Source organism: Fibrobacter sp. UWH1 (assembly GCF_002210365.1).
Lineage (GTDB): Bacteria > Fibrobacterota > Fibrobacteria > Fibrobacterales > Fibrobacteraceae > Fibrobacter.
In genome coordinates, this window is the sequence record NZ_MWQG01000008.1 from 73,999 (window position 1) to 98,486 (window position 24,488).

Below are 24,488 nucleotides of genomic sequence, written 5' to 3' on the forward strand. Positions count from 1 at the left end.
GCACGAAGTCGAAGAATCCAGGAAATTAGATATGAATTAATAAGTTAGGCGTCTTCGGCGCGATTATAATAACTCGTATCTCGTATCTGATTTTTTCTCTCGTCTCTCGTACCTCATCCCTTTTATGAAATTTGCTAAATTCAGTTTGAAATAATTTGAGGAATAATAAAATGGATATTCAGGAACTTTCTGAAAAGATTCGTCAGCAGAGCGCTTTCTGTCAGAATCTGCTGCGTGAAGTGGAAGATACCGTCATTGGCCAGAAGGCCATGGTGGAAAGTATTTTGACTGGTATTCTTGCTGATGGTCACGTTCTTCTGGAAGGCCTTCCGGGTCTTGCAAAGACTACCGCGGTGAAGGCTTTTGCTGATGCCGTTTCTTTGGACTTCAAGCGAATCCAGTTCACTCCGGACTTGCTGCCGGCTGACTTGCTGGGTACTACAATCTATAACGCCCGCGAAGCTAAGTTTGAAACTCGCAAGGGCCCTCTGTTTACCAACCTGGTGCTGGCTGACGAAATCAACCGCGCTCCCAGTAAGGTTCAGAGTGCTTTGCTGGAAGCCATGCAGGAACGCCATATTACTATTGGCGACGAAACTTTCAAGCTGGATGAACCGTTCCTGGTTTTGGCTACCCAGAACCCCATCGAACAGGAAGGTACCTACCCGCTGCCCGAAGCCCAGGTGGACCGTTTCCTTTTGAAGGTGAAGGTTTCTTACCCCAACAAGGCCGATGAAATGCGCATCCTGGATGCTGTCGCCGGTGCTGGTCTCCGTCAGCCTAATGCTGTGGCCACCAAGGAAGATATCCTGAAGGCTCGTGAGCTTGTGAAGCAGGTTTATGTGGACGAACGTGTCCGCGAATATATCGTGAACCTGGTGTTGGCTACCCGTGATCCGGGCAGCATCAAGCGCGCTGATCTGGTGGGCTTCATTGAAGTGGGAGCTTCTCCCCGTGCCTCCATTGGTCTTGCCCAGGCTGCAAAGGCTCATGCCTTTATCCAGGGCCGTGCCTACGTGACTCCGGAAGATGTGAAGGCTGTGGCTATGGAAGTTCTCCGCCATCGTATCATCTTGAGCTATGAAGCTGAAGCGGAAGAAATTTCTGCAGAAACTGTAGTCCAGAAGATCCTGGATTCCGTAGACGTACCCTAGTTATTGGGTTTGAGGCTTGAGGTCGGTAGCTTTGCTACCTAGAGGTTTGAGCTGTTAACAATAAAAAAGGAACAGTGAAGTTCGACTTCACTGTTCCTTTTTTGCGGAGGAGGAATTTAGATATGAATTATGAGATACGAAAGAAGTGAACTGTGTGGACTGTCATTCTGAACTTGTTTCAGAATCCCATGAACGCACGAGACCCTGAGCGCCTTCAGGGTGACATTAGGCGCCTCCGTCGCTCACTACCTCGCGCCTGATGCCTGTGACCTCACGCCTCGTCCTCTCACTGGATCCTTCGACTCCACTTCGTTCCGCTCAGGATGACAGCACAAAGGCATGCGGCTCGTCGCTCACTACCTCATACCTTGCATCTGTTACCTTGTCTGTACTTTCTGCTGTGGGGTGTTGCGGGGTGTCCCCGCTGGGTGGGGTAGCGGAAAACGGCTTTGCCGGTTGGAGCGAGGGGCGGGGCTCCGCCCTTTTTAGCTTAAAGGTTAAAGTTTAAAGTGTAAAGCAGGTTTTTATGCGTCATTTCTTTAGCCTTTATCCTTTCCGCTTTACGCTCTTTACTATCTTGTAGGCGAAAAAGGTCCCGGAGAAACGCTCTGGGTAGCTAATTTCCTGTTTAACTAATCGACCCGAATGGGTCATAAACAAAACGAAGGATATATGGCAAATCGTGTTGTAATCGGCTCCCAGTGGGGTGACGAAGGTAAGGCCAAGGTTGTGGATTTCTTGACTCTGGACGCAAATATCGTGGTGCGTTTCCAGGGCGGTGCAAACGCTGGTCACACTGTTGAAGTGGGTGACAAGAAGTTTGTGTTCCATCTGATTCCGTCTGGCATTATGCATGACGACAAGCTTTGCGTTATTGGTAACGGCGTTGTGCTGGATCCGATCCAGACTCTTGCAGAAATTGCCGACCTCCATACTAAGGGCATCAACCCGGAAGGCCACCTGTTCATTGCTGACAATGCTCAGGTCGTGCTGCCGTACCACTCTGCTCTGGACAAGGCCAAGGAAAAGAAGGCTGGCAAGGCTGCTATCGGTACTACCGGCCGCGGCATTGGCCCCTGCTACAGCGACAAGGTGAACCGTATCGGTGTTCGCGTCGGTGACTTGATGGACGAACGTGAACTGCGCCCCCGCGTCGAAGCTATGGCCAAGGTTCATAACGAAGAATTCAAGGTGATGTACGATGTTCCCGAAATTGATCCGGAAGTGGTGATCAAGGATTACCTGGAACTGGGTCAGAAGATCAAGCCGTTCGTCTGCGATACTAGCGCCCTCCTGTTCAAGGCTGTGAAGGAAGGCAAGAAGCTGGTGTTCGAAGGCGCTCAGGGCACCATCCTGGACGTGGACCAGGGTACTTACCCGTACGTGACCTCCAGCAACACTGTTGCTGGTTATGCAAGCTGCGGCGCAGGTATCGGCCCCACCGCTATCGACCAGGTCGTTGGTGTTGTCAAGGCTTATACCACTCGCGTTGGTAACGGTCCGTTCCCCACTGAACTTCTGGACGAAATGGGTGACACCCTCCGTAAGATCGGTAACGAATATGGTGCAACCACCGGTCGTAACCGTCGCTGCGGTTGGTTCGACGCTCCGGTTGTCCGCAAGGCTGCTATCGTTAACGGCCTGACTCACCTGGCTATCACCAAGCTTGACGTCCTGGATACTTTCGACACCATCAAGATCTGCACTCACTACGAATGCGATGGCGAAAAGATCGAAGTGTTCCCGAACCAGCTGTCCAAGGTCGGTCGTTGCGTGCCGGTTTACGAAGAAATGCCGGGCTGGAAGTGCGATACTACCAAGTGCCGCAAGATGGAAGATCTTCCGGAAAATGCTAAGAAGTACCTGAACCGTATGGCAGAACTGGTTGGCGTGAAGATCGGTATGATTTCTATCGGTGCTAAGCGCGATCAGAGCATTATCGTTGACATGGACTAATTGAAGCGGAAGGAGAAGTTCTTATGGACAATAACGTTGTTGGTTTGCTGAAGGGTGTGGAGCTCTTTTCTGAATTGAACGAGGATCAGCTTTCGATGCTGGCCAATCTGGTTGTTGTCCAGAACTATAACCGCGATGAAACCGTGGTGCTGGAGGGCGACGACTCGATGCAGGCTCTGTATCTGATCGCCTCCGGTTCCGTCCAGGTGTACATGACCGGCGTTGATGGTCGTGAGACGATTCTTTCGTTCCTGGAACGCGGTGACTTCTTTGGCGAAATGAGCTTGATTGACGGTGAACCTAGGTCTGCCTCTGTGCGTACGGTGACGGATGCCCAGATGATGATCATTCACCGTGAATCCTTCTTGACCCTGATTCGTCAGACTCCCGAAATTGCCATGGCGCTGCTGAGCGAAATTAGTAAGCGTCTGCGTAAGGCAAACAAGCAGATCGGTTCCTTGTCTACGATGTCTGTAAGCGGACGCGTGGCTGGAACTCTTCTGAACTTGATGGAAGAACGTGGTGTTCGCATTCATACTGATGCCGGCACTATGGTAACTGTTATTCACAACCGCCCCACCCAGCAGCAGCTGGCCGACATGTCTGGTACTACCCGTGAAACGGTTAGCCGCATTTGCTCTATGTTGGTGAAGGCGAATGCTATTGCTATGACCGGCAAGGATATCGTCATCTTCGACGAAAACGCCCTGCAGGAAAAGGCTAGCAAGGGCTAATATGGATAAATTAAAATCCCTTGTGGGTCGTGTTGGCGGGTGGCTGAAAAAGGCTCCCGTGGTTAAGGCTATCGCTATCTGGATTGTCCTTTTGGTGTTTCTCGCCTTGGCTGTAGATAAAGTATTGATGCCCGCTTTTGCCGGTAAGTTTGCCAGCACGGGTGAGGTTCCCAATCTGGAAGGCATGAGTCAGGAGGCTGCCGAGGCTGCGCTGACAGATGCTGGTTTTAAGTTTGAATGGCTGGAAGAGGGGCGCTACAGTGCGACTATTGATTCCGGCAAGGTTCTTGTGCAGATTCCTGCTGCAGGCCGTGTGGCAAAGCTTGGCCGTACCGTGAAGCTGACCCGCAGCATGGGGCTCCGTCAGGTCGAGATTCCTGATCTTCGTGGCAAGAGCCAGAAGCAGGCTTCTATTTCTCTGGCCCGTGCCGGTCTTGTGCAGGGTGCCATTGTGAAGGGGGCCCACCAGAGCATTCCTCGCGGTGTGGTGATTCGTACGATTCCTATCGCAGGTGAAAAGGTCCGTATTGGCGATACCGTGAAGGTGGTGATTTCTGCCGGTGTGACTACCGGTAAGACCTTGTTGCCGAATTTTGCCGGTACTCCCATTGACGAAGTTTACCCGAAGCTTGAAAAGCTGGGTTTTGTGGTTGGACGTATCAAGCGCGCCAAGGCTCCCGAAGATATGGAAAATCCTGTTCCGGGTGCAGTGATCGAAACTTCTCCCAAGTATGGCGATTATCTGCCGCCGGATACCAAGATTAACTTTGTAATTGTCGAGTAGGTCTGTTTTGGTGAAGTCTTTCTTTTTGTCGCTGATGGTGGTGGCGGTGTTCTTGCTGAACGCCTGCAGTTCCGCTCCTGCGAAAAAGGAAGAGGCCGTTACCTTGAGCAAGGCGGATTCCCTGGCGATTGCCGCCGCTGTGGCAAAACAGATTGCTGAAGGCGGTGTGGCTGTAAGTGCCGAGGAACCGCGCCTTCCTGAAAATATCGATGCCGCCCATGAATCTTTTATCCGCGCTCTCGAAATGGAAATGCGTGGCGAAAAGACTCTGGCCAATGTGTTCTGGCAGCATGCCGCGGAGTCTGACCCTTACAACCGCTTCTTGACCTTCAAGTTGGCCGAAATGCTCATGGCCGAGGGCAATGATTCCCTGGCTTTGATTCAGGCCATGCGTGGCCAGAAGTTGAAGGGTAAGATTCTTGCCTCTCAGTTGTCCTTGCTGGCACACCTTTATGTGAAGGCGGGTGTGGCCGATTCCTGTCGTAAGTATTTCAAGGCAGCCCTTGATTCCAGCAAGTATCAGGACATGACCTTGCTTTACGATTATAGCTTGTTCCTGGAGGCCGTTCAGGATGCGGATGAACTGATCCGTGTTTATGACTTGCTGCTGCCCCAGGTGAACTATATGCCGTCCTTGTTACAGCGTCAGCTGAACTTGTTGCTGGAACATCATAAGGATTCTTCTGTAATCGATCTTTTTGGACGGGCTCACGATGCTACGGGCAACAAGGAATATTTGACCAAGATGGTTCAGGGACTTGTGTTCCAGCGCCGATTGCAGGAAGCCCGAGCTGTCGTAGATACTTTGACTGGCTCTAGCGAAGACAACGAATCCATGGTCGTTCTCCTGATGACGACTTTGGCGGAAACGGACCGTGCTGTTGCATATACCCTGCTCAAGAAGAAATACTATGAGGATGGTGTCCGTTCTCCTGTGCTGACAAACTTCCTGGGCCATTACGAGAATATTCATGGAGACGTCGATAGCGCCAAGGTTCACCTGCTGCAGGCGGCTGAATCGTTGGGCGACCAGAAGGTTTATGCGGCTAATGCTTACCACGCCCTGGCTGGAATCGCCGTCAAGGAAAAGCGCATGAACGATGCCGTGCTTTATGCCGAGAAGGCTGACTCTGTGTCGATGGGTGCAGAAAAGGCCATGTTGGCCATGATGTACGGCTCTGCAAAGATGTATGACAAGGCCTACAAGATGCTGGATTCCCTCATCGCCGTTTGGGATAAGTGGAGCCCGCTGGCCGGAGTGGCTGATTCTGTAACTTTGCGCAAGATGAACGCGGAAGTGGAACGGAACAAGTTGCAGTTCCGTAGCGTCTATGGACGTATTCTGGCTAATGAGGCCCAGGAAATTTTGCAGACCGATAAGTATGATTCTGCCAAGATCGCCCTTGCAAATGCGAAGCGTGCCAAGGCACAGGAATTTTACGAGGGAATTGCCGCCGTCGATTCGTTGAACATGGATGTGCGCATGCTGATGGCCATGAATCTGGAACGCATGGGACGCTATGAAGAATCCTTCAAGATGTTTGAATTCCTGTTGGATAGCGTTCGCGCCCGCAGTGTAGATCAGCCCGAAGTCCTGAATTATTATGGCTATACCTTGATTGACCTGAACCGCAACGCAGACGAAGTGGAAAAGGGTTTCCAGATGGTTTTGAAGGCTCTTGCCATGGAAAAGTCGGAAACTCCCACTGAGGCTTATCTGGATTCCAAGGCATGGGGGCAGTATCGCAAGGGCTTTTATGCAGAGGCCCTGAAGACCATGCAGGAAATCAAGGATCCGAAGTTTGATGAGGATGCCGTTTATTGGGAACATATGGCTGCCATTCAGGAAGCCCTTGGCAATAAGGCTGAAGCCACGGCTGCCTACAAGAAATTGCTGAAGCTTATTCCGAAGCATCCTGAAGCAAAACGCTTCCTTAATATCAAGAAAAAGTAAAAGGCGGTTGCTTTATGCCGCTGTTTAGATTTCGCTCTCTTTTCTCTTTGCTGCCTGTCTGTGCCTTGGTGCTGGCCATGTTTGTTGTTGCCGGCTGTACGGGGGGCAAGGTTCGCACAGACGCACCTGTGGCGGAAAAGGAAATTGCTCCTCAGGATAGTCTGCGGGCTAAGTTTAAGCTGACCATTGTCCAGAATGGTGAAAATCAGGAGCTGGATGCCGTCCTGTTTTCTGTACCTGGAAAACGTTATCGCATGGAGTTGACGGGCCCCATGGGCATTGGGGTTGCCTCGATGCTTTGGACGGAAGAAGGTTGGCTCATGACCTTCCCCACAGAAAAACTTTATGTGAAGGGCGTTGGCTATATGGTTGGGCTGCTCAATGACCGGAGCTTACCCCTGGTTCATATCCATCAGATTGCGGCTTTTTTTGAGGGTAAGTTACTTCCGGATAATTACGAGGATGTGGTGCCTGGCCACGAAGCCGTTGATGGGACGGGACGTCACTTTACCTATGAATTGCAGGATTCGCGAGTGGTTCAGCTAACCTATACGGGACGTGACGGAAAACCTGAAACGTTGAAGTTTTCCGGGTTCCGCGAATTTGAGGGAAATGTGTTACCCGAGACCATTGTTTTTGAACGTGGGGAAAAGCGATTCCTGGAAATAAAAATCAAGAAGGTGACCCACGGAAAGTCTTTTAGCGGTGGAACCTGGAAATTGAATGTTCCCCGGAGTTTTAAGCTTGTTGAACAGTAATTTTTTAGGTTGTGATTCCGGCGCGGCTGTTTTTGATTTTTGTAGATTGAGGTTGTGAAGATGAGTTTTTTTAATAAGATTAGCCTTTTGTTTGCCTTGGTTTTGTTCCAGGCGTCTTTTAGTTTTGCTGCAGATACCTTGGAGGTATTTGCGATTCGAGTTCAGTTTGCCGAAGAAAAGACTGACAATTCGTTGACCACGGGAAATGGAACTTTCGACTCTGACGAAAAGAAGAAGGATTCGTATAAGTTGGATCCGCCGGGTCGTCGCAATAGTGTGCCCTATTGGAAAAAGCATTTTGATTTTGCGAATGCCTATTACAAGGCTGCCAGTGGCGGAAATATTGTAATCAAGTCCAGAATTTTTCCGGAATCTTCCAGTGCTTACAAGCTGAAGAAGCAAATCATCGACTATAATCGAACCAGCAAGAGGGATGGCGAAAAGACTGCTGAATTTGATTCTTCCCGTGTTTGCGATTATATGCAGTTCGTGTACGATGCCGTAATGGCCGCTCATGAATCCAGCGATTCGCCCTTTAGCATTCCCCTTTCGAAAAATCCGAATACGAAACGTGCCTTTATGATTATCCATGCCGGTGCCAGCCGGTTGATGGATGGCGGTACCATGGGTTCGAACAATGCCGACACCCCTGCCGATTTTATAGACGCTTTTGTTAGCGGGGAGTATTGGCCGTTCCTGTCTGATACCTTGGCAAATGTTGCTCTAAAGGCTGATTCCTCTAGCAAGAAGTCTGTAGTTGACGGTCTTGCTCTTAAGGGGGCCTCTATCGATACCTTGCGCTCTATAATGGTCATGAGCGAAACCGCTTCCCAGGATGGTTTGAACTGGGGTGTAAACGGGATTCTGGTAAATCAGATAGGCCGTCAGCTTGGTATGCCCGATACCTATGATGTGGTGAAGGGAATTTCTCGCCTGGGTTATTTTGACTTGATGGACTTTGCCGGCTATAATGCAGGAAATGGATTCTTGCCTGCACTGCCTGCGGCCTGGGAACGAACCTATATGGGGTGGAGTTCCGTTCAGGAAGTTCGCCCCTCTGCAGGAAAGAAAATTTCTGTGGATGTGGCTGCAGCCGGTTCCGGGGCCTGCTCAAAATCCAAGAGTAAAAATGTCTGTACTGAAGTCCTGAAGGTGCCTCTCAGCGCATCTGAATACCTGCTTGTAGAAAATCGTCAGCGTTCCTGGAGCAAGGATGGCGAGGTGAGCGTGGTGCTGGGTGAACCTGACGAAAGTTCAGATACGACAATCAGGACCGTTCCCGTAGATAGTCTTGACCTTGTGTTCCAGGATAGCACTTGTGTCAAGGGGGAATGCAAGGTGAACAAGAAGAAGGCCCGTGGTGTCATTCTTGATGTAAGCTCCTTTGATGCGGGCATCCCTGCAAGCGGTATTGCCGTGTGGAAGGTGAACGAATGGTTCCTTCGTAGAAATTTGGAAGATGGTGTTGCCAACTATTGGGCCGGCGATGAATTCCGTGACCATCAGTTTGGACTTTCACTGATTGAAGCCGATGGCGTGCTGAGTATCGGAAAGACCTTTAAGAACGCCCTGGGCGAAGATACCTATGATTACGGAAGTGGTGCGGATTTGCTGCCTCATTTGCGCGTAGCGGACAAATCTTCAAAGCAGAAATTCGATACGGTAAAGACCATCAATCCCACCGGTTATGCGAATACCATGACGACCCAGGGCGGTTATACGGGTATCAAGATTTCTGTTTCCGTTCCCGAAGATTTCCGAAAGGAAAAGACGGCTAACGGCCTGATGGGGGATAGCGTCCTTAATTTTGCCTCGACTCTTATTACGGTGACCGTTTCTATTGATGATGGAAGTATTGAAGACAGCAAGTTCCCGAGAGAGGTTGGCCTGAACGGAATCGTCCGTGGCGCAGTCTTTGTGGATAATCCTGAAAAGAGCGGGGAGAAAATTGTTGTGTTCGGTGCAGACAATGGATCCCTGCAGGCATTTAGCGCTTTGGGTGATACCTTGTTTGATGCGGATACGGTCGTTGTTAAAAAACAGCTGACGAATAAGGGGACTGAAAAGGAAATTCCGCTTTATCGCATCGGTTCCAATTATGGTCCCCTGCTGGGTATGGCTAGCGATGGCAAATACGTTTATTCGCTTCACGAAAAGCATCTGGTCCGTACGCAGTTTGAAAGCGAATCCTACGTAAGTGAAACGGCGTTGGATGTGGACTCTGTGGTGGCTGGCCCCATGGTGGTTGGAAATGAACTGTGGTATGCGACTAGACATCAGATTCGAAATGTGAAAATTGGCGACGGAAAGTTCTCTAGGGGATTTGACGTCAAGGTGACTGCCGACGGAAATATTACAGATATGGCTTTCTGTGGTACGGATGAGGATGGCGATTCCAAGATTGCCTATGTTACGGACGAAGGTGAAGTGGGCTTCGGTTCCAAGGTGAATTCTGCTACCTATGAAAGTGAACCCGCAAAAGTTCACGGAACTGAAAAATTCTACCGCGTTTCCTGTACAGACATGGATCGCGACGGTGTTGAGGAAGCTATTGTCCTTGGCAGCCGTGGAACGGTGTCTGCTAGAAAACGGAATGGAAAGTCTGTTGTCTGGACCAAGAATTATGAGCGTGGAGCTGCTGGCTCCAGCGGCCTCTCTGATGAAACTTCTGGTATGGCCCTGGGTGACGTAAACGGAGATGGTTATCCTGAAATCGTATTCCTGGGAGATAACCTGGTTTATGCCCTCGATCGTTTTGGCTTGCCCGTTTCTGGATTCCCCGTGAAGATTTCAAAGGGTAGTCCTGTGTATGGATTCTTTAGCGACCCGTTGCTGGTTGATGTGACTGGTGATGATGTTCCGGAAATTCTTGTTCCTAACAATGACGGATTGATTTATGCCTATACGGGAAAGGCCAAGCGGGTTTCTGGACAGTTCCCCCTTGCTGCAGGTAGTTTTGAGTATGTGGACTCCCTGAGTGAATTGCAGCCTATGAGTATTTATGTAACGGACGCTGTTGGTAGTAGCAAGTCTGCTGGCCCGGAACTTTATGCCTTCCACAGAAGTAACGTTAGTGCATTCCGTTTGCAGAAGGCTGCTGAAGATGCTGCGGGTAATGCTGCCGCATGGACCTTGCCTGCCGGCGGTAACGAACGTACTGGCTATCTTGATGCCTCCAAGCTGAAGGATGTGAAGGCTTCTAAGTCTAAGGATGAAATTACGGAATTCTTCATGTTCCCCAATCCGGTGCGTGGCGGGGTGGCCAAGGCCCGTTTTGAAGTTGGTGCAGAAGCCAATTCCGCAACGATTGAATTGTATGACATAACGGGCCTCTGCGTGTTCAAGCAGAAAATGTCTGATGTTGTGGCTGGCCGCAATCAGTTTGAAAACCTTGACCTGAAAAAGCTAGGTTCGGACGTATACACCGCTCGCCTGCGTGTAGATTTCAAGTCTGGAAAGACTAAGCAGAAACTGTACCGTGTGGGAGTTATCCGCTGATGAGGTTCCGCTTGTGCCTAGGGTTTCTTGCCATGGGTTTGATGGTGTCCTGCAGTTCTGTTGCTGGTGGGGCGCCTGAAGATTTGGACGAAACCTCCTCCAGTGGGCATGAACGTCAGTCTAGTGCCGTTGTCAAAAGTTCTTCTAGCCGATCGGAAAGCCCTGTTCAAGAGTCTTCGGGTTCTGCGGAACCTTCGTGTAGTTCTGCATTGAGCTCGGATTCCCTTTTGTCTTATTATGTAAGCTGGGTAAAGATTCCTGCGTCCTCTGTAAAAAGAGGCTCCATGTCTTTTTCTGTGAGTTCCTTTGAAATCGGGAAGACGGAGGTGACCCAGTCTTTGTATAGAACCATTATGGATTCCTTGCCGGCAATGGGTGTCTCTGGTGACAGTATTCCGGTGGCGAACGTAAACTGGTATGAGGCAATCTTGTTCTGCAATGCTCTATCGAAAAAGGTGGGGCTTGATACGGCCTATGTCTATGAGGCTGCCGAAAACGCACAATATCTGCAGAACTTGTATGTTGATTACAGCGTTGAGTCCGTGAGACTTCCTACGGAAATGGAATGGGAAGTCGCCTACCGTGCCGGAACGACTACGACATATTATTGGGATCGGGAAGAAGCTTCTAAATACGCTTATTATGTACAAAGTAGTGGCCCCGCTGTCGTGGCTCAGTTTATGCCTAATGCCTATGGCCTTTATGATATGGCTGGCAATGTGGCGGAATGGACTAACGACTGGTACGGAGTGAAACCGACTAAATCGCAGATGAATTATACCGGGGCGAAATCCGGCAGTTTGAAAGTCGTTCGTGGAGGTGGCTGGGGCGATAAAGTCAAGGCCCTTGCCGCCGATACTGTTGCTAAAAGGGAACCCCTTTATCGGGGTAAGGATTTGGGCCTTCGTTTGGTGCATTCGACTGGTTTTTAGATAATTTCTGTTAATGCCTAAACGGCTAATTTGTTAAATTGTAGCCATGAAGATTTTGAACTCCATGGCTTTTTCATTTGTAAGGTTTTTGCTTCCTGTTGGGATGGCATTGCTGATTTCTTCCTGCTCTGAAGAAAAGTCTGAACCTTTACCGGAACTTCCGCCTGTTGAATTGCCGAAGGATGTGACGGGCCTCTATTCGGGAAGTATGCCTTGTGATGATTGCACCATGAAGGCATTGCGCATAACCTTGAATGAAGACTCCACTGTTAATGCGGTGCAGACCCGTGTAACTGATTCCATGCAGGTGGATTCCCTGAAGGGTGTGTTTTCTGTAGTGGATAGTTCCATAAGGATTGTTTTGCCCTCTGCTTCTGAAAGTGCAGATAGTGTTCACTGGAATTTTAAACGCTCTGCATCTGGAAATCTGGTTTATATGAATTCTGCAGGTCAGGTCTATGAAGATGAAAATGGCCGTCGTGCAGAACTGTTTAGAATCATGACGGCTCCCGTCCAGAAATCCAAGGATCCGAAATGAAGGTCAAGACCTTAGTGATTGATGACGAGCCTTGGGCTCGTGCCCGCATCATCTCCATGTTGGGGGATTACGCGAGCGAGTTTGATATTCAGGGGGAGGCAGAATCTGGAGCTCAGGCAATCAAGGCTATTCAGGACCATCTTCCTGATGTCGTCTTTCTGGATATCCAGATGCCGGATATGGATGCATTTGATGTTCTGCATGCCTTGAATCCGGAGGAAGTCCCGTATGTGGTCTTTACGACCGCTTATGATGAGTTTGCCTTAAAGGCCTTTGAAGAAAATACGGTTGATTATTTGCTGAAACCCTTTGATTCGGAACGTTTGATGGCCACAGTTGAAAAACTGCGCAAGATATTCCCCGATGATGGTTTTAGTATTCCGGCGCCTCCTGATTTTACCTGGAAGAAGTTCCGTAACGTGGTAGACTTGAGCAATTTCTACCTGCAGCGAATTCAGGTTCGAAAAGGAGATCGTTGTATCTTTCTGAGTGTAGATGAAGTGGTCCGTTTTCAGACGGAAGGCCGTTTTACCATGGTCTATACGATGAACGAGATGCATATAGTCGATGTGTCGACCATGGAACTTGAGAAACGTCTGGATCCCATGCATTTTATACGTGTTAACCGTTCGACCATTGTTTCGATTGACCATATCGCAGAGTATCGCAAGGTGAACTCCCGCATTACCATGGTGCTTCGAGATAAGAGCAGGACTGAACTGGTAGTAAGCCAGGCCATGTTCAAAAAGATTCGCAGCCTGTAAAATTATAAGTCAGATTTTAATTTGGAAAATAAGATGAAGGACAACTTGCAAGAGAAGAAAGTTTTTTCTGTGAAGGGTTTTGTGAAGGGCTTGTTTAGGGAAATAATTGTTCCCATTGCTCTGGCGTTGATTGTAATCCAATATGTGATTCAGGCATTCCAGATTCCTAGCGGATCTATGGAAGATACGCTGAAAACAGGAGACTTCCTTCTCGGTTTGAAGTTTACCTATGGCTCTCCCATACCTTTTGGAAATCAGAAGTTCCCTGCTATTGCCGATCCCGTGCCTGGGGATGTGGCAATTTTCCGTTATCCCGGGGAACCTGAATATCCCGATGGTAATCCTCGCCGCTATACTCATCTCTTTAACGCCTTGATGCTTGGCAATTTCTACTGGGATCATGAACCTGAAGAGGGACAGCCTCACTTAGTTCATTATGGCGATGGTCCGAAGGATTACATCAAGCGCTGTGTGGCCGTGAGTGGCGATACGGTTGCCGTTCATGGCGGTCGTCTTTATGTGAATGGCGTTAAGCAGGATACCTTGCCCGGACGTGGTAAATGGACTAGTACGGTTCGAACCATGTCTCCTCGTGACGAACGAGAACCTTTTGTTGTGCCGTCTGTAGGTGATACTCTGTATGTGGATTCCCTGCCGTTGGATAAGCTCTGGTGGTTGCGTTCCCTTGTCGCCCAGGAAAATCCGGATGACTCCGTCAAGCTTGATATTTCTCTGTGGAAGGATGGTGTCGAAAGCAATAACTACGATTTCGAGAACTTCCGCATACCGGTAGAAAATGACCGCGGGCTGGCCATGAATGAACTGTTCCGCCGCAATCGTACTATCCTTCAGCAGCGTGTGACCCAGGGGGACACCGTTTCTGGGGTGATGAGCTTCGCCTATTTCAGGGAACTGGCCCGTATCTGCTATTTGCCTATGCTGGATCCCCATGCCAAGGGTGGGCTGATGCGCGAAGTTAGCTACATCGGTTTCGAAGCTTCTATGTTGAAGGATCTGGAAGACAATGTGAACGCTTTGAATGCATCGGCTGTTAGTGTCGCTGTTGTCGATTCTGCGGTTACGGATTCCGTTGTTGCTGATTCCCTGGCTGATTCCCTGGCTGATTCGCTGAAGGCTGATGTGGCTCGTTCTCCTGTTTTTGAAATCAGGAAGAACTTGACTCTCGGCGGTAAAAAAATGGATTACTATGTGGTTCAGACTCCTCAGTATTTCATGATGGGTGACAACCGTGATAATTCCGCAGATAGTCGTTATTGGGGATATGTGTCGCTCCGTAATATGCGCGCCAAGGCTTTTGTCATTTACTTCTCTTTTGAAAATGAAGATGAGTCTTTCGCCTTGTCCAATCCCTTTACCTGGTGGCGTCTGCCCTTCAAGATCCGCTGGAGCCGACTGGGCAAGATTATCCACTTGATTGATTAAGTCTGAAAGTGTTGTTAGGATGAAATTTTTTAAGACCGTATACGTTCTAGGTGCGATTGTTGCGAGCTTGCTTGTGGCCTGTGCGACGCAGGTGGCTCCGTCCGGTGGCCCCGAAGATAAGTTGCCTCCGCGTGTGGCGGGGGTGTATCCAGCTCCGTATACGACAAACCATCCTAACGAACTTTATGTAAAGCTTGAATTTGACGAATGGATTAACGCCTCTATTCCCAGGAGCGCTGTTTCTATTTCTCCGCCGATTGATAAAAGAGTGCGGTTTGACGTCAGCGGTAAAACTCTGGAGTTGTCGTCTCGTGCAGAGCTTGATTCTGGAACGACGTACACAGTAACGTTTGCGGGTGGTATCAAGGATTTGCGCGGCAATGCTCTTGCAAAGCCTTTCCAGGTTGTGTTCTCGACGGGAGCCTATATTGACTCGCTGACTCTTTCGGGCCGAGTTCTTGTGAATGCGGCTATGGCAAAGAAGAAGGAATTTCCCAGTGTGGGTTTGTTCCTGATGGGTGCAGATCGTGAAACGAAACATTATCTGGATAAGTACCGCGATTCTGTAACCAAGGCGCTGGACTCCCTGCCTATGATTCTTAAGGAACCGCCCCTGTATGTGACTCGAGCCGATAGTGCGGGGCATTTTACCTTGACGGGTCTTAAGGCGGGAATGTATCGTGTCGTAGCCTTTGTGGATGGCAATGGTAACCAGAAGGTGGAACTGGCAACGGAACAGGCTGGCGTTTGGACCCAGGATATTCACCTGACTGCAGAGACAACGGATACCTTATGGATTGCCGTGGCAGATATGGACTCGTCTCATCTGGAACTGGAATCTGTATCTCAGCCCTTTGCAAATGTGCTGGAAGCGAACTTTACACGAAACGTCTATTTTGATTCCCTGTTTAGAGATTCTGCCAACTGCTTCCTGACTTCTCCTGAAAATGAGAAGGTGTATCCGAAGCTTGTTTATTTGGGAGCATCTTCCAATAAGCCGCAGTTCTATTTTGATCCGGCACCCAAAAGTGAAATTCTTTACAAGTTTACTTGCCTTGCCGGAAAGGATTCGCTTTATCGAACTTTGGATACGGCAAGAAATGAAGTGGAATGGGAATGGAAGAAGATGGAGTCCGATACGCTTCCGCCTGCGGTAAGTACGGTGAAGGCTGTCTCGAAGTCAAAGAACCTGTTCCCTGACGATTCCCTAATCGTCTTGTTTAATAAGCCCAAACTGGATTCTGTAGAAGAAACCTTCTATGTGGCGGTTAACAAGGATACGACCGAGGTTCAGGTCAAGCAAATCGATCCGGTGCGTTTTGTGGTATTGAATTCTGACCCGTGGGGAACGGACCTTACGATGAACTTCTTGATGGGGTATAACGATACGACGTTGGCGGCTGCCGACAGTAATGGCGTTCGTGATACCGTTGTTGAACTGAAGTACAAGAAACTGCAGAAATTTGAAACGGTGGCGAAGTTGAAACTTGCAACGTTGCAGGGAGCTGTCCCCGGTGCAAAGGTGGGTGCCCTGGTCCGTCTGCATTCCATCGAGTCTGATAAGGATTTTATAGAACCTTGTGATAATGCGGGCCGCTTTAAGTTTAACGGACTGGTCGAAGGGTCCTATTTTATGGACTACTATTATCCCCAGGAAGGAAAGAATATTCCTGATGGAGGTTCCATTGAACCTTTCCGTTATGGGTCTCCCTGGAGAGCGATTAACGATACATTGAAGCTGAAGAATGGTGAAAATATTCTAGACCAGTTGCAGGCTGCAATTCCGTCTCTGCATTAGAATTTTGGTGAGGATAAATATGGGAAATATTCCGACTTTTGTTGCGATTGATCTTGAGACAACGGGTCTTGATTTTGAAAAAGATGAAATTATCGAAGTCGCGTTGGTCCGTTTTGAAAATGGGGTCCCTGTTGAAGATGTGGATTATCTGGTCAAGCCAACGACGGCTTCCTTGCGCCCCTTTATTGAAAATCTGACTGGAATATACAAGAGCGATCTTGAAAATGCAGAATCATTTGCAGGTGTGGCAGGCAAGATTTATTCCTTTATCGGAGATTATCCCATTGTTGCTCATAATGCCGCATTTGATTCGAAGTTTCTGAACCAGACTTTTGCAAAGGTCGGTATTTCCTTTGAAAACCATATGGTGTGGGATTCCTTGACGGTTTCTCGTATCGCCTTCCAGAATGTTCCTAATCATCGCTTGGATACCCTGGTCCAGGAATTGAATATTCCCAGGAGCCGGGCACACCGCGCGTTGCCTGATGCCGATGCCTGCGGCAGACTTTTTGTGATGTCCCTGGAAAAAATTCAGGGTGAAGACCGCTGGCTGTATAACGCCCTTTCCAAGGTTGCAGTCAATTCCAACTGGTCTGCAATTTGGCCCGTTTCTGGTGAATCCGAAAATGAATTTTCTTACAAGTTGCCGGAAGTCCCCCTGGAAGAGGTTCCTGTAAAGAACCACGTTCCCCGCGTGGGAGAATTCTTCCAGGAAGGCGGCATTCTTGCCAAGAATATGGCTGGGTATCAGCCCCGTTCTAACCAGCAGGATTTGGCCGCTGTGGTGGAACGCAATATGCATAAGGGTGGGCTTTGCGTCATCGAGGCGCCTACGGGTTCTGGAAAATCGCTTGCGTATTTAGTGGCCGCCGCTAACAAGGCTGCATCCGATGAACGAGTCGTCATTAGTACGGCAACCCGTGCGCTTCAGGAACAATTGTGGAATCGCGATATTCCCCAGCTGTCCTGCTTGTACAATGGCAAGTTGAAGGCTTCTGTTTTGAAAGGGCGCGAAAATTATTTGTGCCTAAGAAAGTTTGAGGCAATTCTTGCGTCCCCCGAAAATATGCTCTTGCCGGAAGAAAGAGATTCCTTCATGGCTATTATACCTTGGGTCTATACGACGACAACTGGTGACGTGAATGAATGCTCTTCGTTTAGTCAGGGACGTAATCGTGTGCTTTGGTCCAAGATGGCAAGTTCTGCAAAGTCTTGCCTTGGAGAAAAGTGCCCGAATTATGGCAGGTGCCCAGCCCTTGCCGCAAAGCGCCGTGCCATGAATTCCAATTTGCTGCTGGTAAACCATTCTCTGTTCTTGGCAGACATGTCGTTGGATTTTGCGCTGCTTCCGCTTTACGAACATATTGTGTTTGATGAAGCTCACCGTCTGCCTGAAATCAGCAACCAGTCGCTGTGCCGTACGGTGTCGTTCTTTGGCCTGCGTAATGTCATTAAGACTATGGTTCCGTCCCGCACTAAAAAGGATGGCCTCGTTGTAGAAATCGAGGCTGGAATTCCGGCGGAGTGTACTGAAGCCCATGAGGTATGCGCTAATTTGGTTGAAAGCCTGGGCGAATTGGAAAAGGCCTTGCATCGTTTCTTTATGAAGATCGGCAAGAAGCTGACAAAGCAGAAAAATAAGAATGGCTTCTCGTATTCTTCTAGCATGATGGCAGAATATGATGCCGATCCTGCAGGCTTTATGGACCAGTATGCCAAGGTTCAGAAACTGGTAGAAAAACTTTCCGCCATGGCTTCCTGGGTCAATGAATCTGTTTCTGGATTGGTGCATGATCTGAATGGCCGAATGACGGAGATCGAAAGATTCGTTTCTGATTTTGAGTTCCTGACCAAGGGCGCTCGCGAAGACTGGATCTTCTTTATGGAGGAACCTTTTAATCCTCATACCATAAAGCTTCATGCCTACCCGTTGAATTTCGGTACTATCTGGAAAGAAAAGTTCTATCCTTGGATCAAGTCTGCTACCTTTACTTCTGCGACCTTGGCGGTACAGGGTGACTTGACTTACTTTGTTGAAAGAATGGGCTTGAACGTCCAGGATCCAAAGAGGGCCCCCTTCCTTAGAGTGTATAACGAATCGTCTACAAAGGATGCTCGCCAGTCTGTAATGGTGGCTAAATATTTGCCGAAACCTTCTGCACCGGAATATAACGAGGCTTTGAACGATACCCTATGTCAGTTCTTGCCGGAGGTGGAAGAAAATGCCATGGTTCTCTTTACCAGCGTTTCGGCGATGATGAAGGCCCAGGCGGCACTTGCTCCGCTGTTTGCGCAAAAGGGCAAACTGCTTCTTTGCCAACATGTCGACGGTGCTCTGGATGGACTGATTGCCATGTTCCGCAAGGAAAGGGGCGCTTGCCTTTTGGGCTGTCAAAGCTTGTGGGAAGGTGTTGATTTCCCGGGTGACGCCTTGAAACTTCTGGTGATTCCTAAGCTTCCGTTCCCGAATCCCATGGATCCTCTTGTTGCGGGAATTTCTGCCAAGATGAAATCCGACGGTAAGAATTCCTTTAAGGATTATTATGTGCCGGAAGCCTATATGGAATTGCGTCAGGGGCTGGGACGTCTGATTCGTTCTGAAGAAGATTCTGGTAAGGTTCTGATTCTTGATAACCGCGTGGTGCTGGAACATTATGGCAAGAGCTTTATGCGGATCTGGAACATGAGGCAGAAGGTTGCCGACTCCATAGAAGACATCAAGTCTTTTGTGAAGTCCTAGACTTTGGCTCCGGATTATTTTTTCTAAATTTGGCGCCCTAATAGGGTGTGACTGATGTACGATTTAAATTCGTTTTTTGATGGAATGTCCAAGCAACTCCTTCGTGGTGTCCATGCGAAGGCCTTCGGACATAAGGGTCTTTTGAATAACGCTCTGATCCAGAGCGAAGCCTTGTCTTATTTTGATGATCGCAGACGTGCTGCCGACTTGTTTAGCAAGATGGAACTATGGCAGCGTCGCTGCATCAGCTTGGTTTACAATAGCGGTTCCCGCGGCTTGACTTATAATGAATTGCGTCTGACCGTTCCGGTTGGAAAAGTACGCGACCTGCAGAAGTTCCTTTTGGATATGTGCCGTGAATATTTGCTGTGGCGCACATCTACTGGTAGTACGATGGTCTACTACGGTTTCTCTAATTTCTGGGGCTGCTTTGGAATGGCTTCTGAAATGGAGTTCCCGGCTAGAGCCAAGTTCGCCTGTTTTCAGAACTTGCTGGACTGGCACATCTGCCTGGTGTTGTCGTACGCCTTGCGCAAGGAACTGAAGGTGAATACCAATGGTACCATCCATCGTCGTGGTTACCAGATTTGCGTGGATTCCTTTACGTCTACAAAGCAACTGTCTGAACGTGCTGCCGAAAACGAGCTGTCCTTTATTTTCAATTTCCTGACAGGGAATGGTTGGCTGGAACAGGAAGACTCCTGCTTGGTTCCGTCTGAAAAGGCTCTTGAATTTATTCGTAAGAATGGTTTCCGCTTGCATCAGGATGTAGTGTCCTGGTGGCTAAAGGAACGTTTCCGCGGCGATCGCAATCACTGCGTCCAGTTGCTGAAAATTTTGGAACAGCCTCGTCCTGTCGCCGACGCCTGCAATCTGCTGTGGGTTCTTGACCCGACGTTCCGCATGGTAGAGAAGAACAAGGAGCTCCCTTGGGAATACCTGCCTCGCCCCTTGCGTGAATTGTGGCTGCTGGGATTTGTGAAATTCCAGATGGTTGACGGTAAGGTGGCCGGTGTTGTCTTGGAACAGTCTGGCAAGGATTGGGTGGAAACATCTATCGCCTCCATTCCTGAACAGAACATTTCCTGCCTGCCCAATTTTGAACTGATCGTATCGACGGGAACTTCTCCTCGTGTGCTTTTCACTTTGGCAAGTCTTTCCAAGGTTGAAAATGATGAAGTGTTCCTCCGCTTTGCCTTGAACCGTGAAACTTATATTCAGGGTTTAAGGTGTGGTCTGCCTGAAGCGGAAATCGAAAATTTCAAGAACTGGATTAAGCCTCCCGAAAATGTTGCCTCTACAATTTCGGAATGGAACTCCTCCTATTATGGGGCCAGAGTTCATACCGTTCGACTTCTGAAAATTGAAGATCTGAAAGTGCTTGCGGAACTTTCCCGCTTCCCGCAATTTACCGAAGCTACGACCGAATACATTCCCGGTTACGGTTTTATCTTGAAGCCGGAACTGGAACATAAGGCTTTTGAAATTCTGGAAAACTACGGTTATTGCCCCTTTGTCGAAAAGCATGACGTGAACCGTCTTCCTGCACCTACCGAAGAATGGCGCAAGGACTTTGTCGTGGCATGGCCCGAGGCGAAGGCTCCCGACTATGAACTGAAAGATGATGCCGATGAAAATACTTTGCAGACGGCCTTGAACTCTACGAAGTATGGCAGCAACTATCAGAAGATGAGCACGTTCGATCTGGTGAAGGTGCTGCGTTATGCCAAGACTGTGGGAACCTTGGTTGGCGTCAAGGCCAAGGATCCTGTCAAGCGTAATGCCAAGGAAGAAGAAAAGATTTTCTTTGTCCATGCGTTGAAACTGGCCAAGTCTCCCCAGGTCATTGAAATTCAGATTTATGGAAAGGAAGAAAGGGAAATGCTGGACCTGTCCTTTATTCAGGAAGTGAAGGTCTTTAACGGCAAGGAACCCTAGAATTCGTTTTCTTATGGCAGGGTCTGCGCATAGCCCGCTATATCGATTAACTCATCCAGTGTTAATTCGTCTATGTAGGGTTCCATGTTGCGGTCATCATCGCCGAAATTCATCTGATACCAGAAAGTTGGCATGTCATTTCTAGCTCGGTCCCCGATGAAAATCGGGGGCTTTCTGTAATCGTGGGCGAAGTTGAGTCGATGCCCTTCTTCGCCGTGGCATGACTTGCAGTTTTGATTGAAAAGTTTTTTCCCGCGTTCCGGGTTGGCTCCCTTTAATTTTCCATCGGGTTGAAGAAGTTTGTACACGAGAAGGGCCATACGTGCGTCTTCGCGGGTGAGGGTGTCTCCTTCGGAACCTGGGGCGGGGGTGCCTGGGCTTTGCGAAGTGTCTGGTTCGCTGTTTGCGAATGCGGGCATGATGGAGGTGCCTAGCAGCATCCCATACACAGCTAACAGTGTAAATAAACATTTAAACTTGTTTACGCCCATAAACGACAATTTAGTAAGGCTTGCTTGAGGACGTCGGGACAATTACTATAATTTTGTTTATGAGATTAGGTGTTTTTTTTAAAGTGGCGGTCTTTGGACTCGCACTTGTTTCTTTTGTGGCTTCTCCCCAGGCCAAGGAAAATTCTATGAATAATTTGTCTGAAAGCTCGCTGGCGAAGAATTGCATTTTTAATGGCCGCTGGGATCATCAGAATCAGTTCAGCAGGACTAGCGCTCCGGCGGCAGTTATTCAGTTTAATGCCGTGGCGAAGTCTATTGATTTCGATCTGGAAGGGGAATCCCGCTGGATCCTCGTAGAAGATTCAAGGGAAGTTGCCGCCTTTGTTAGCGGTGCGCGTAAGGTCCAGTCGGTCAAGGTGGCCGGAGATGGTGAATCCCACCGTTATCGCCTGGTGAAAATCAGCGAGACGAATCCCGGTTCCGTAAAGGTCTACGGAATTTCTCTGGATGGTTCCGGAAGTTTTGGCTCCGTTCCCAAGCAGAGTGGCCGACGTATCGAATTTATTGGGGACTCCTTTACCGTGGGCTTCGGTGATGAAGGTAGCGGTTCCGATGACCCGTCCCTGGTTTTCGAAAAGACTAACGCCTCCAAGAGCTATGCCTACCTGCTTGCCGATGGCTTCAAGGCTGATTTTCAGGTGAACGCCTTTAGCGGTCGCGGCATGGTCCGCAATTACGACAATATTGTGCCTGAATGGAAGGTGCCTCGCCTTTATGAATTTACCGTTCCCGGTGAGGCCCCGGCGGATTTGGCTGGCAAGCTGCCCGAAGAATCCCTCAAGTGGGATTTTGGCTGCTTCCACCCCCAGGTGGTTGTAATCTTTATTGGCATCAATGACTTCCAGGGAAACCCTCCTTATGGCGACAAGAAGGAATTCTCCAAGGCTTATGCGGAGCTCCTTCAGAAACTGCGCAAGGCCCATGAAGGGGTGAAGTTCCTGCTGGTGTCCACAAAAATCTGGCCCAATGATGACCTGACTCCCACTGTAAGGGCCATTTACCAGTCCGAACTGGCTGCCGGTCACAAGGATTTGGAATTTGTGGAGGTCCGTACGGATAATGCAGGCCTCCTTGGGCATCCGGATGTGCATTCCCAGGCCGATTTGGCCCGTACTTTGCGCCCATTTGTAGCTAAACTGGGTGGCTGGCTATCCCGTTAGCCCCTATTTTTATATATTTGAGGGGCAATATCTTACAAGTATAGGTTTCCTATGTCTAGGCTCTTTGAGAAAATCTATGTGCTGTTCAGGATGAATATCCTGATTTTCGTGTTGTTGGCTCTTACCGCCATCGCCCTTTTTGCGTACGAAAATGGCTTAGATAATATCGAATTCCTCAAATTGTCGGATTTCCCTTACGTCATCGCCCAGTCTGACTCTGTGGATGGCGGCGGATCTGCTGTAAAGCTGACCCGTACGGATTCCTCTGTCATCATGGACTATGAACTCCGTGAAGGCTACGCCTATCCTTATGCTGGCGTGAAGATTTTCCTTGGAGACGGTAAGGTCCGCGGTAAGGATCTTTCCCATTACGACAGTATCTTCGTGTGGGTGAAGCCCCGTGGCGAAGGTTCCGTCCGTCTCTACATGCGCGGTTATGATAGCGCTATCTATCGCGACGGTGATGAAACTTCACTGAAGTTCAACGAAATAGAATTCTTCCCCCTGAATGAAACCTATCCGGCAGTGTTCGTTCCCCAGGAATTCCGCGTGGCCGGCTGGTGGGTTGCTCAGAACGAGGTGGACGTTCATAAGGCTCGTGTAGACCTTTCTAACATCCCCCTGATCGAAATTCAGACCGGTACCAACGCTCCCCTGGGCTATGGTACTCTTGAAATCCGCGGTCTCTGCTTCAAGGGCAAGAAGATCGCCAAGGAAGACCTTACGACCGGCATCGTCGGTGTGTGGTTCGTGACCTTCTTCATGATCCTGGTCATCCGCTTCTTTGACTATAGCCGTGAACGGGCCGCAGCCAAGAAGAAGCGTGAAGAACTGGAAAAGAACCTGAAGGCTCTCGAAATCGAAAAGACTGAATACGAAAAGTCCAGTAAGGAAGACCCGCTGACCGGTTGCCTCAACCGTGCCGGTTTCAGCAGCATCCTGATGCGCGAACAGGAAAACCTGGTCAAGAATGACAGCCCTGTTTCCTTCGTGATTCTGGATATCGACCACTTCAAGCATATCAATGACCAGTATGGTCATAGCGTCGGTGACGAAGTGTTGGTGATCCTCTGCAAGCTGATCCAGAGCAAGATCCGTAATACGGATGCACTGGTCCGTTGGGGTGGCGAAGAATTCGTGATCCTCTGCAGCGACACGCCGATCCAGAATGCCCAGTTCCTTGCTGAAAAGCTCCGTATGGCTATTGAAAATACTCAGCTGATCAAGCAGCAGCAGGTGACCTGCTCCTTCGGTATTGCCGAAATGGTGGCTGGCGAAGATCCCAAGCGCCTGTTCGAACGTGCTGACAAGGCCCTTTACGCTTCTAAGGAGAACGGCCGCAACAGGGTGACTAGCGCCACCTTCAAGCGTACCCGTTAACGATATGAATAAGGCTGCCTTCTATATCGCAGCTGTTGCTTGCTCTCTTGCCGCGGTCCTCGTAACGGGTTGCGCCAAGAAGAGCCCCGAGCCGGAGTTCCGGCCCCTGCAGATTCATTGGATTCCCGGAGTGGGCGAGGATGAAGAATCCATGCCCACCAAGGATAATTGTGTGATTCGGCTCACGGCTAAACTGATGGGCGAGGATTTGGTTCAGGCTTCGCCGGTGGCGGATCTTGCATACAGAGTGGCATACGGAAAATCAAAGGAAGAGGCTGGAACCCTTTATTTTACTGGGGTTTGCGTCGATGCGGAAAGAAATTCCGCCCCCGAATGTCGGTGGAAGGCGACCTGCAGCAAGGACCTGGATATCGTTGTAAAGTTTCACAACGGAGATTAGTCTGCGGTGGTGGAATTTCTCATCGGGCTGATTTATCTTTTTCTG

18 protein-coding genes are annotated in these 24,488 nt (G+C 49.3%); 17 read left to right on the plus strand and 1 reads right to left on the minus strand.

The window, feature by feature from the left end:
- Window positions 1-170 precede the first annotated feature (170 nt).
- The 14 genes from B7992_RS05540 (at window position 171) to B7992_RS05605 (ending at window position 20,991) form a co-directional block, all read left to right on the plus strand.
- Complete coding sequence (locus tag B7992_RS05540) at window positions 171-1,154, plus strand: MoxR family ATPase (RefSeq protein ID WP_073235799.1); 984 nt, start codon at window positions 171-173, stop codon at window positions 1,152-1,154.
- 672 nt (window positions 1,155-1,826) lie between these two features.
- Window positions 1,827-3,110 (plus strand): adenylosuccinate synthase, encoded by a 1,284-nt coding sequence (locus tag B7992_RS05545; protein WP_073159052.1) that lies wholly within the window; start codon window positions 1,827-1,829, stop codon window positions 3,108-3,110.
- A gap of 23 nt (window positions 3,111-3,133) precedes the next feature.
- Window positions 3,134-3,844, plus strand: a complete 711-nt coding sequence (locus B7992_RS05550) for a Crp/Fnr family transcriptional regulator (RefSeq protein WP_073159050.1) — start codon at window positions 3,134-3,136, stop codon at window positions 3,842-3,844.
- A gap of 1 nt (window position 3,845) precedes the next feature.
- Window positions 3,846-4,628 carry a PASTA domain-containing protein gene (locus tag B7992_RS05555; RefSeq protein ID WP_073159048.1) on the plus strand — a complete coding sequence of 261 codons (783 nt, stop codon included), beginning with the start codon at window positions 3,846-3,848 and terminating at the stop codon, window positions 4,626-4,628.
- Window positions 4,629-4,638: 10 nt separating this feature from the next.
- A complete protein-coding gene (locus B7992_RS05560; RefSeq protein WP_254917633.1) occupies window positions 4,639-6,582 on the plus strand; it encodes a hypothetical protein in 1,944 nt (647 codons plus the stop codon).
- A gap of 14 nt (window positions 6,583-6,596) precedes the next feature.
- Entirely contained in the window at window positions 6,597-7,340 is a 744-nt protein-coding gene (locus B7992_RS05565) for a hypothetical protein (protein ID WP_073235804.1), read from the plus strand.
- A 60-nt stretch (window positions 7,341-7,400) separates the two neighbouring features.
- The gene (locus tag B7992_RS05570) at window positions 7,401-10,838 is read left to right on the plus strand and encodes a hypothetical protein (RefSeq protein WP_088665744.1); all 3,438 of its coding nucleotides are present in this window, start codon (window positions 7,401-7,403) and stop codon (window positions 10,836-10,838) included.
- Entirely contained in the window at window positions 10,838-11,770 is a 933-nt protein-coding gene (locus B7992_RS05575) for an SUMF1/EgtB/PvdO family nonheme iron enzyme (protein WP_088665745.1), read from the plus strand. Before B7992_RS05570 ends, B7992_RS05575 begins: the two co-directional genes overlap by 1 nt.
- A gap of 46 nt (window positions 11,771-11,816) precedes the next feature.
- Window positions 11,817-12,308, plus strand: a complete 492-nt coding sequence (locus tag B7992_RS05580) for a copper resistance protein NlpE N-terminal domain-containing protein (protein ID WP_083538180.1) — start codon at window positions 11,817-11,819, stop codon at window positions 12,306-12,308.
- Window positions 12,305-13,072: a LytTR family DNA-binding domain-containing protein gene (locus tag B7992_RS05585; protein WP_073159039.1), complete on the plus strand. Its 768-nt coding sequence runs from the start codon at window positions 12,305-12,307 to the stop codon at window positions 13,070-13,072. Before B7992_RS05580 ends, B7992_RS05585 begins: the two co-directional genes overlap by 4 nt.
- 33 nt (window positions 13,073-13,105) lie before the next feature.
- The gene (gene lepB / locus B7992_RS05590) at window positions 13,106-14,515 is read left to right on the plus strand and encodes a signal peptidase I (RefSeq protein WP_088665746.1); all 1,410 of its coding nucleotides are present in this window, start codon (window positions 13,106-13,108) and stop codon (window positions 14,513-14,515) included.
- Between the two features lie 19 nt (window positions 14,516-14,534).
- Window positions 14,535-16,313, plus strand: a complete 1,779-nt coding sequence (locus B7992_RS05595; protein WP_088665747.1) for an Ig-like domain-containing domain — start codon at window positions 14,535-14,537, stop codon at window positions 16,311-16,313.
- Window positions 16,314-16,332: 19 nt separating this feature from the next.
- Complete coding sequence (locus tag B7992_RS05600) at window positions 16,333-19,053, plus strand: helicase C-terminal domain-containing protein (RefSeq protein ID WP_088665748.1); 2,721 nt, start codon at window positions 16,333-16,335, stop codon at window positions 19,051-19,053.
- Between the two features lie 84 nt (window positions 19,054-19,137).
- The gene (locus B7992_RS05605; RefSeq protein ID WP_254917630.1) at window positions 19,138-20,991 is read left to right on the plus strand and encodes a hypothetical protein; all 1,854 of its coding nucleotides are present in this window, start codon (window positions 19,138-19,140) and stop codon (window positions 20,989-20,991) included.
- Between the two features lie 11 nt (window positions 20,992-21,002).
- Here the strand turns inward: B7992_RS05605 and B7992_RS05610 are convergent, their stop codons facing one another.
- On the minus strand, window positions 21,003-21,410 hold the full coding sequence (locus B7992_RS05610; protein ID WP_158535436.1) for a c-type cytochrome: 408 nt from the start codon (window positions 21,408-21,410) through the stop codon (window positions 21,003-21,005).
- Window positions 21,411-21,628: 218 nt separating this feature from the next.
- Between B7992_RS05610 and B7992_RS05615 the strand changes: the two genes are divergently transcribed.
- The 3 genes from B7992_RS05615 to B7992_RS05625 are packed head-to-tail and all read left to right on the plus strand — an operon-like array spanning window position 21,629 to window position 24,443.
- Window positions 21,629-22,663 (plus strand): GDSL-type esterase/lipase family protein, encoded by a 1,035-nt coding sequence (locus B7992_RS05615; protein WP_088665767.1) that lies wholly within the window; start codon window positions 21,629-21,631, stop codon window positions 22,661-22,663.
- 51 nt (window positions 22,664-22,714) lie between these two features.
- Window positions 22,715-24,043, plus strand: a complete 1,329-nt coding sequence (locus B7992_RS05620; protein ID WP_088665750.1) for a GGDEF domain-containing protein — start codon at window positions 22,715-22,717, stop codon at window positions 24,041-24,043.
- Window positions 24,044-24,047: 4 nt separating this feature from the next.
- Window positions 24,048-24,443, plus strand: a complete 396-nt coding sequence (locus B7992_RS05625) for a hypothetical protein (RefSeq protein WP_073159026.1) — start codon at window positions 24,048-24,050, stop codon at window positions 24,441-24,443.
- The last annotated feature ends 45 nt before the right edge of the window (window positions 24,444-24,488 follow it).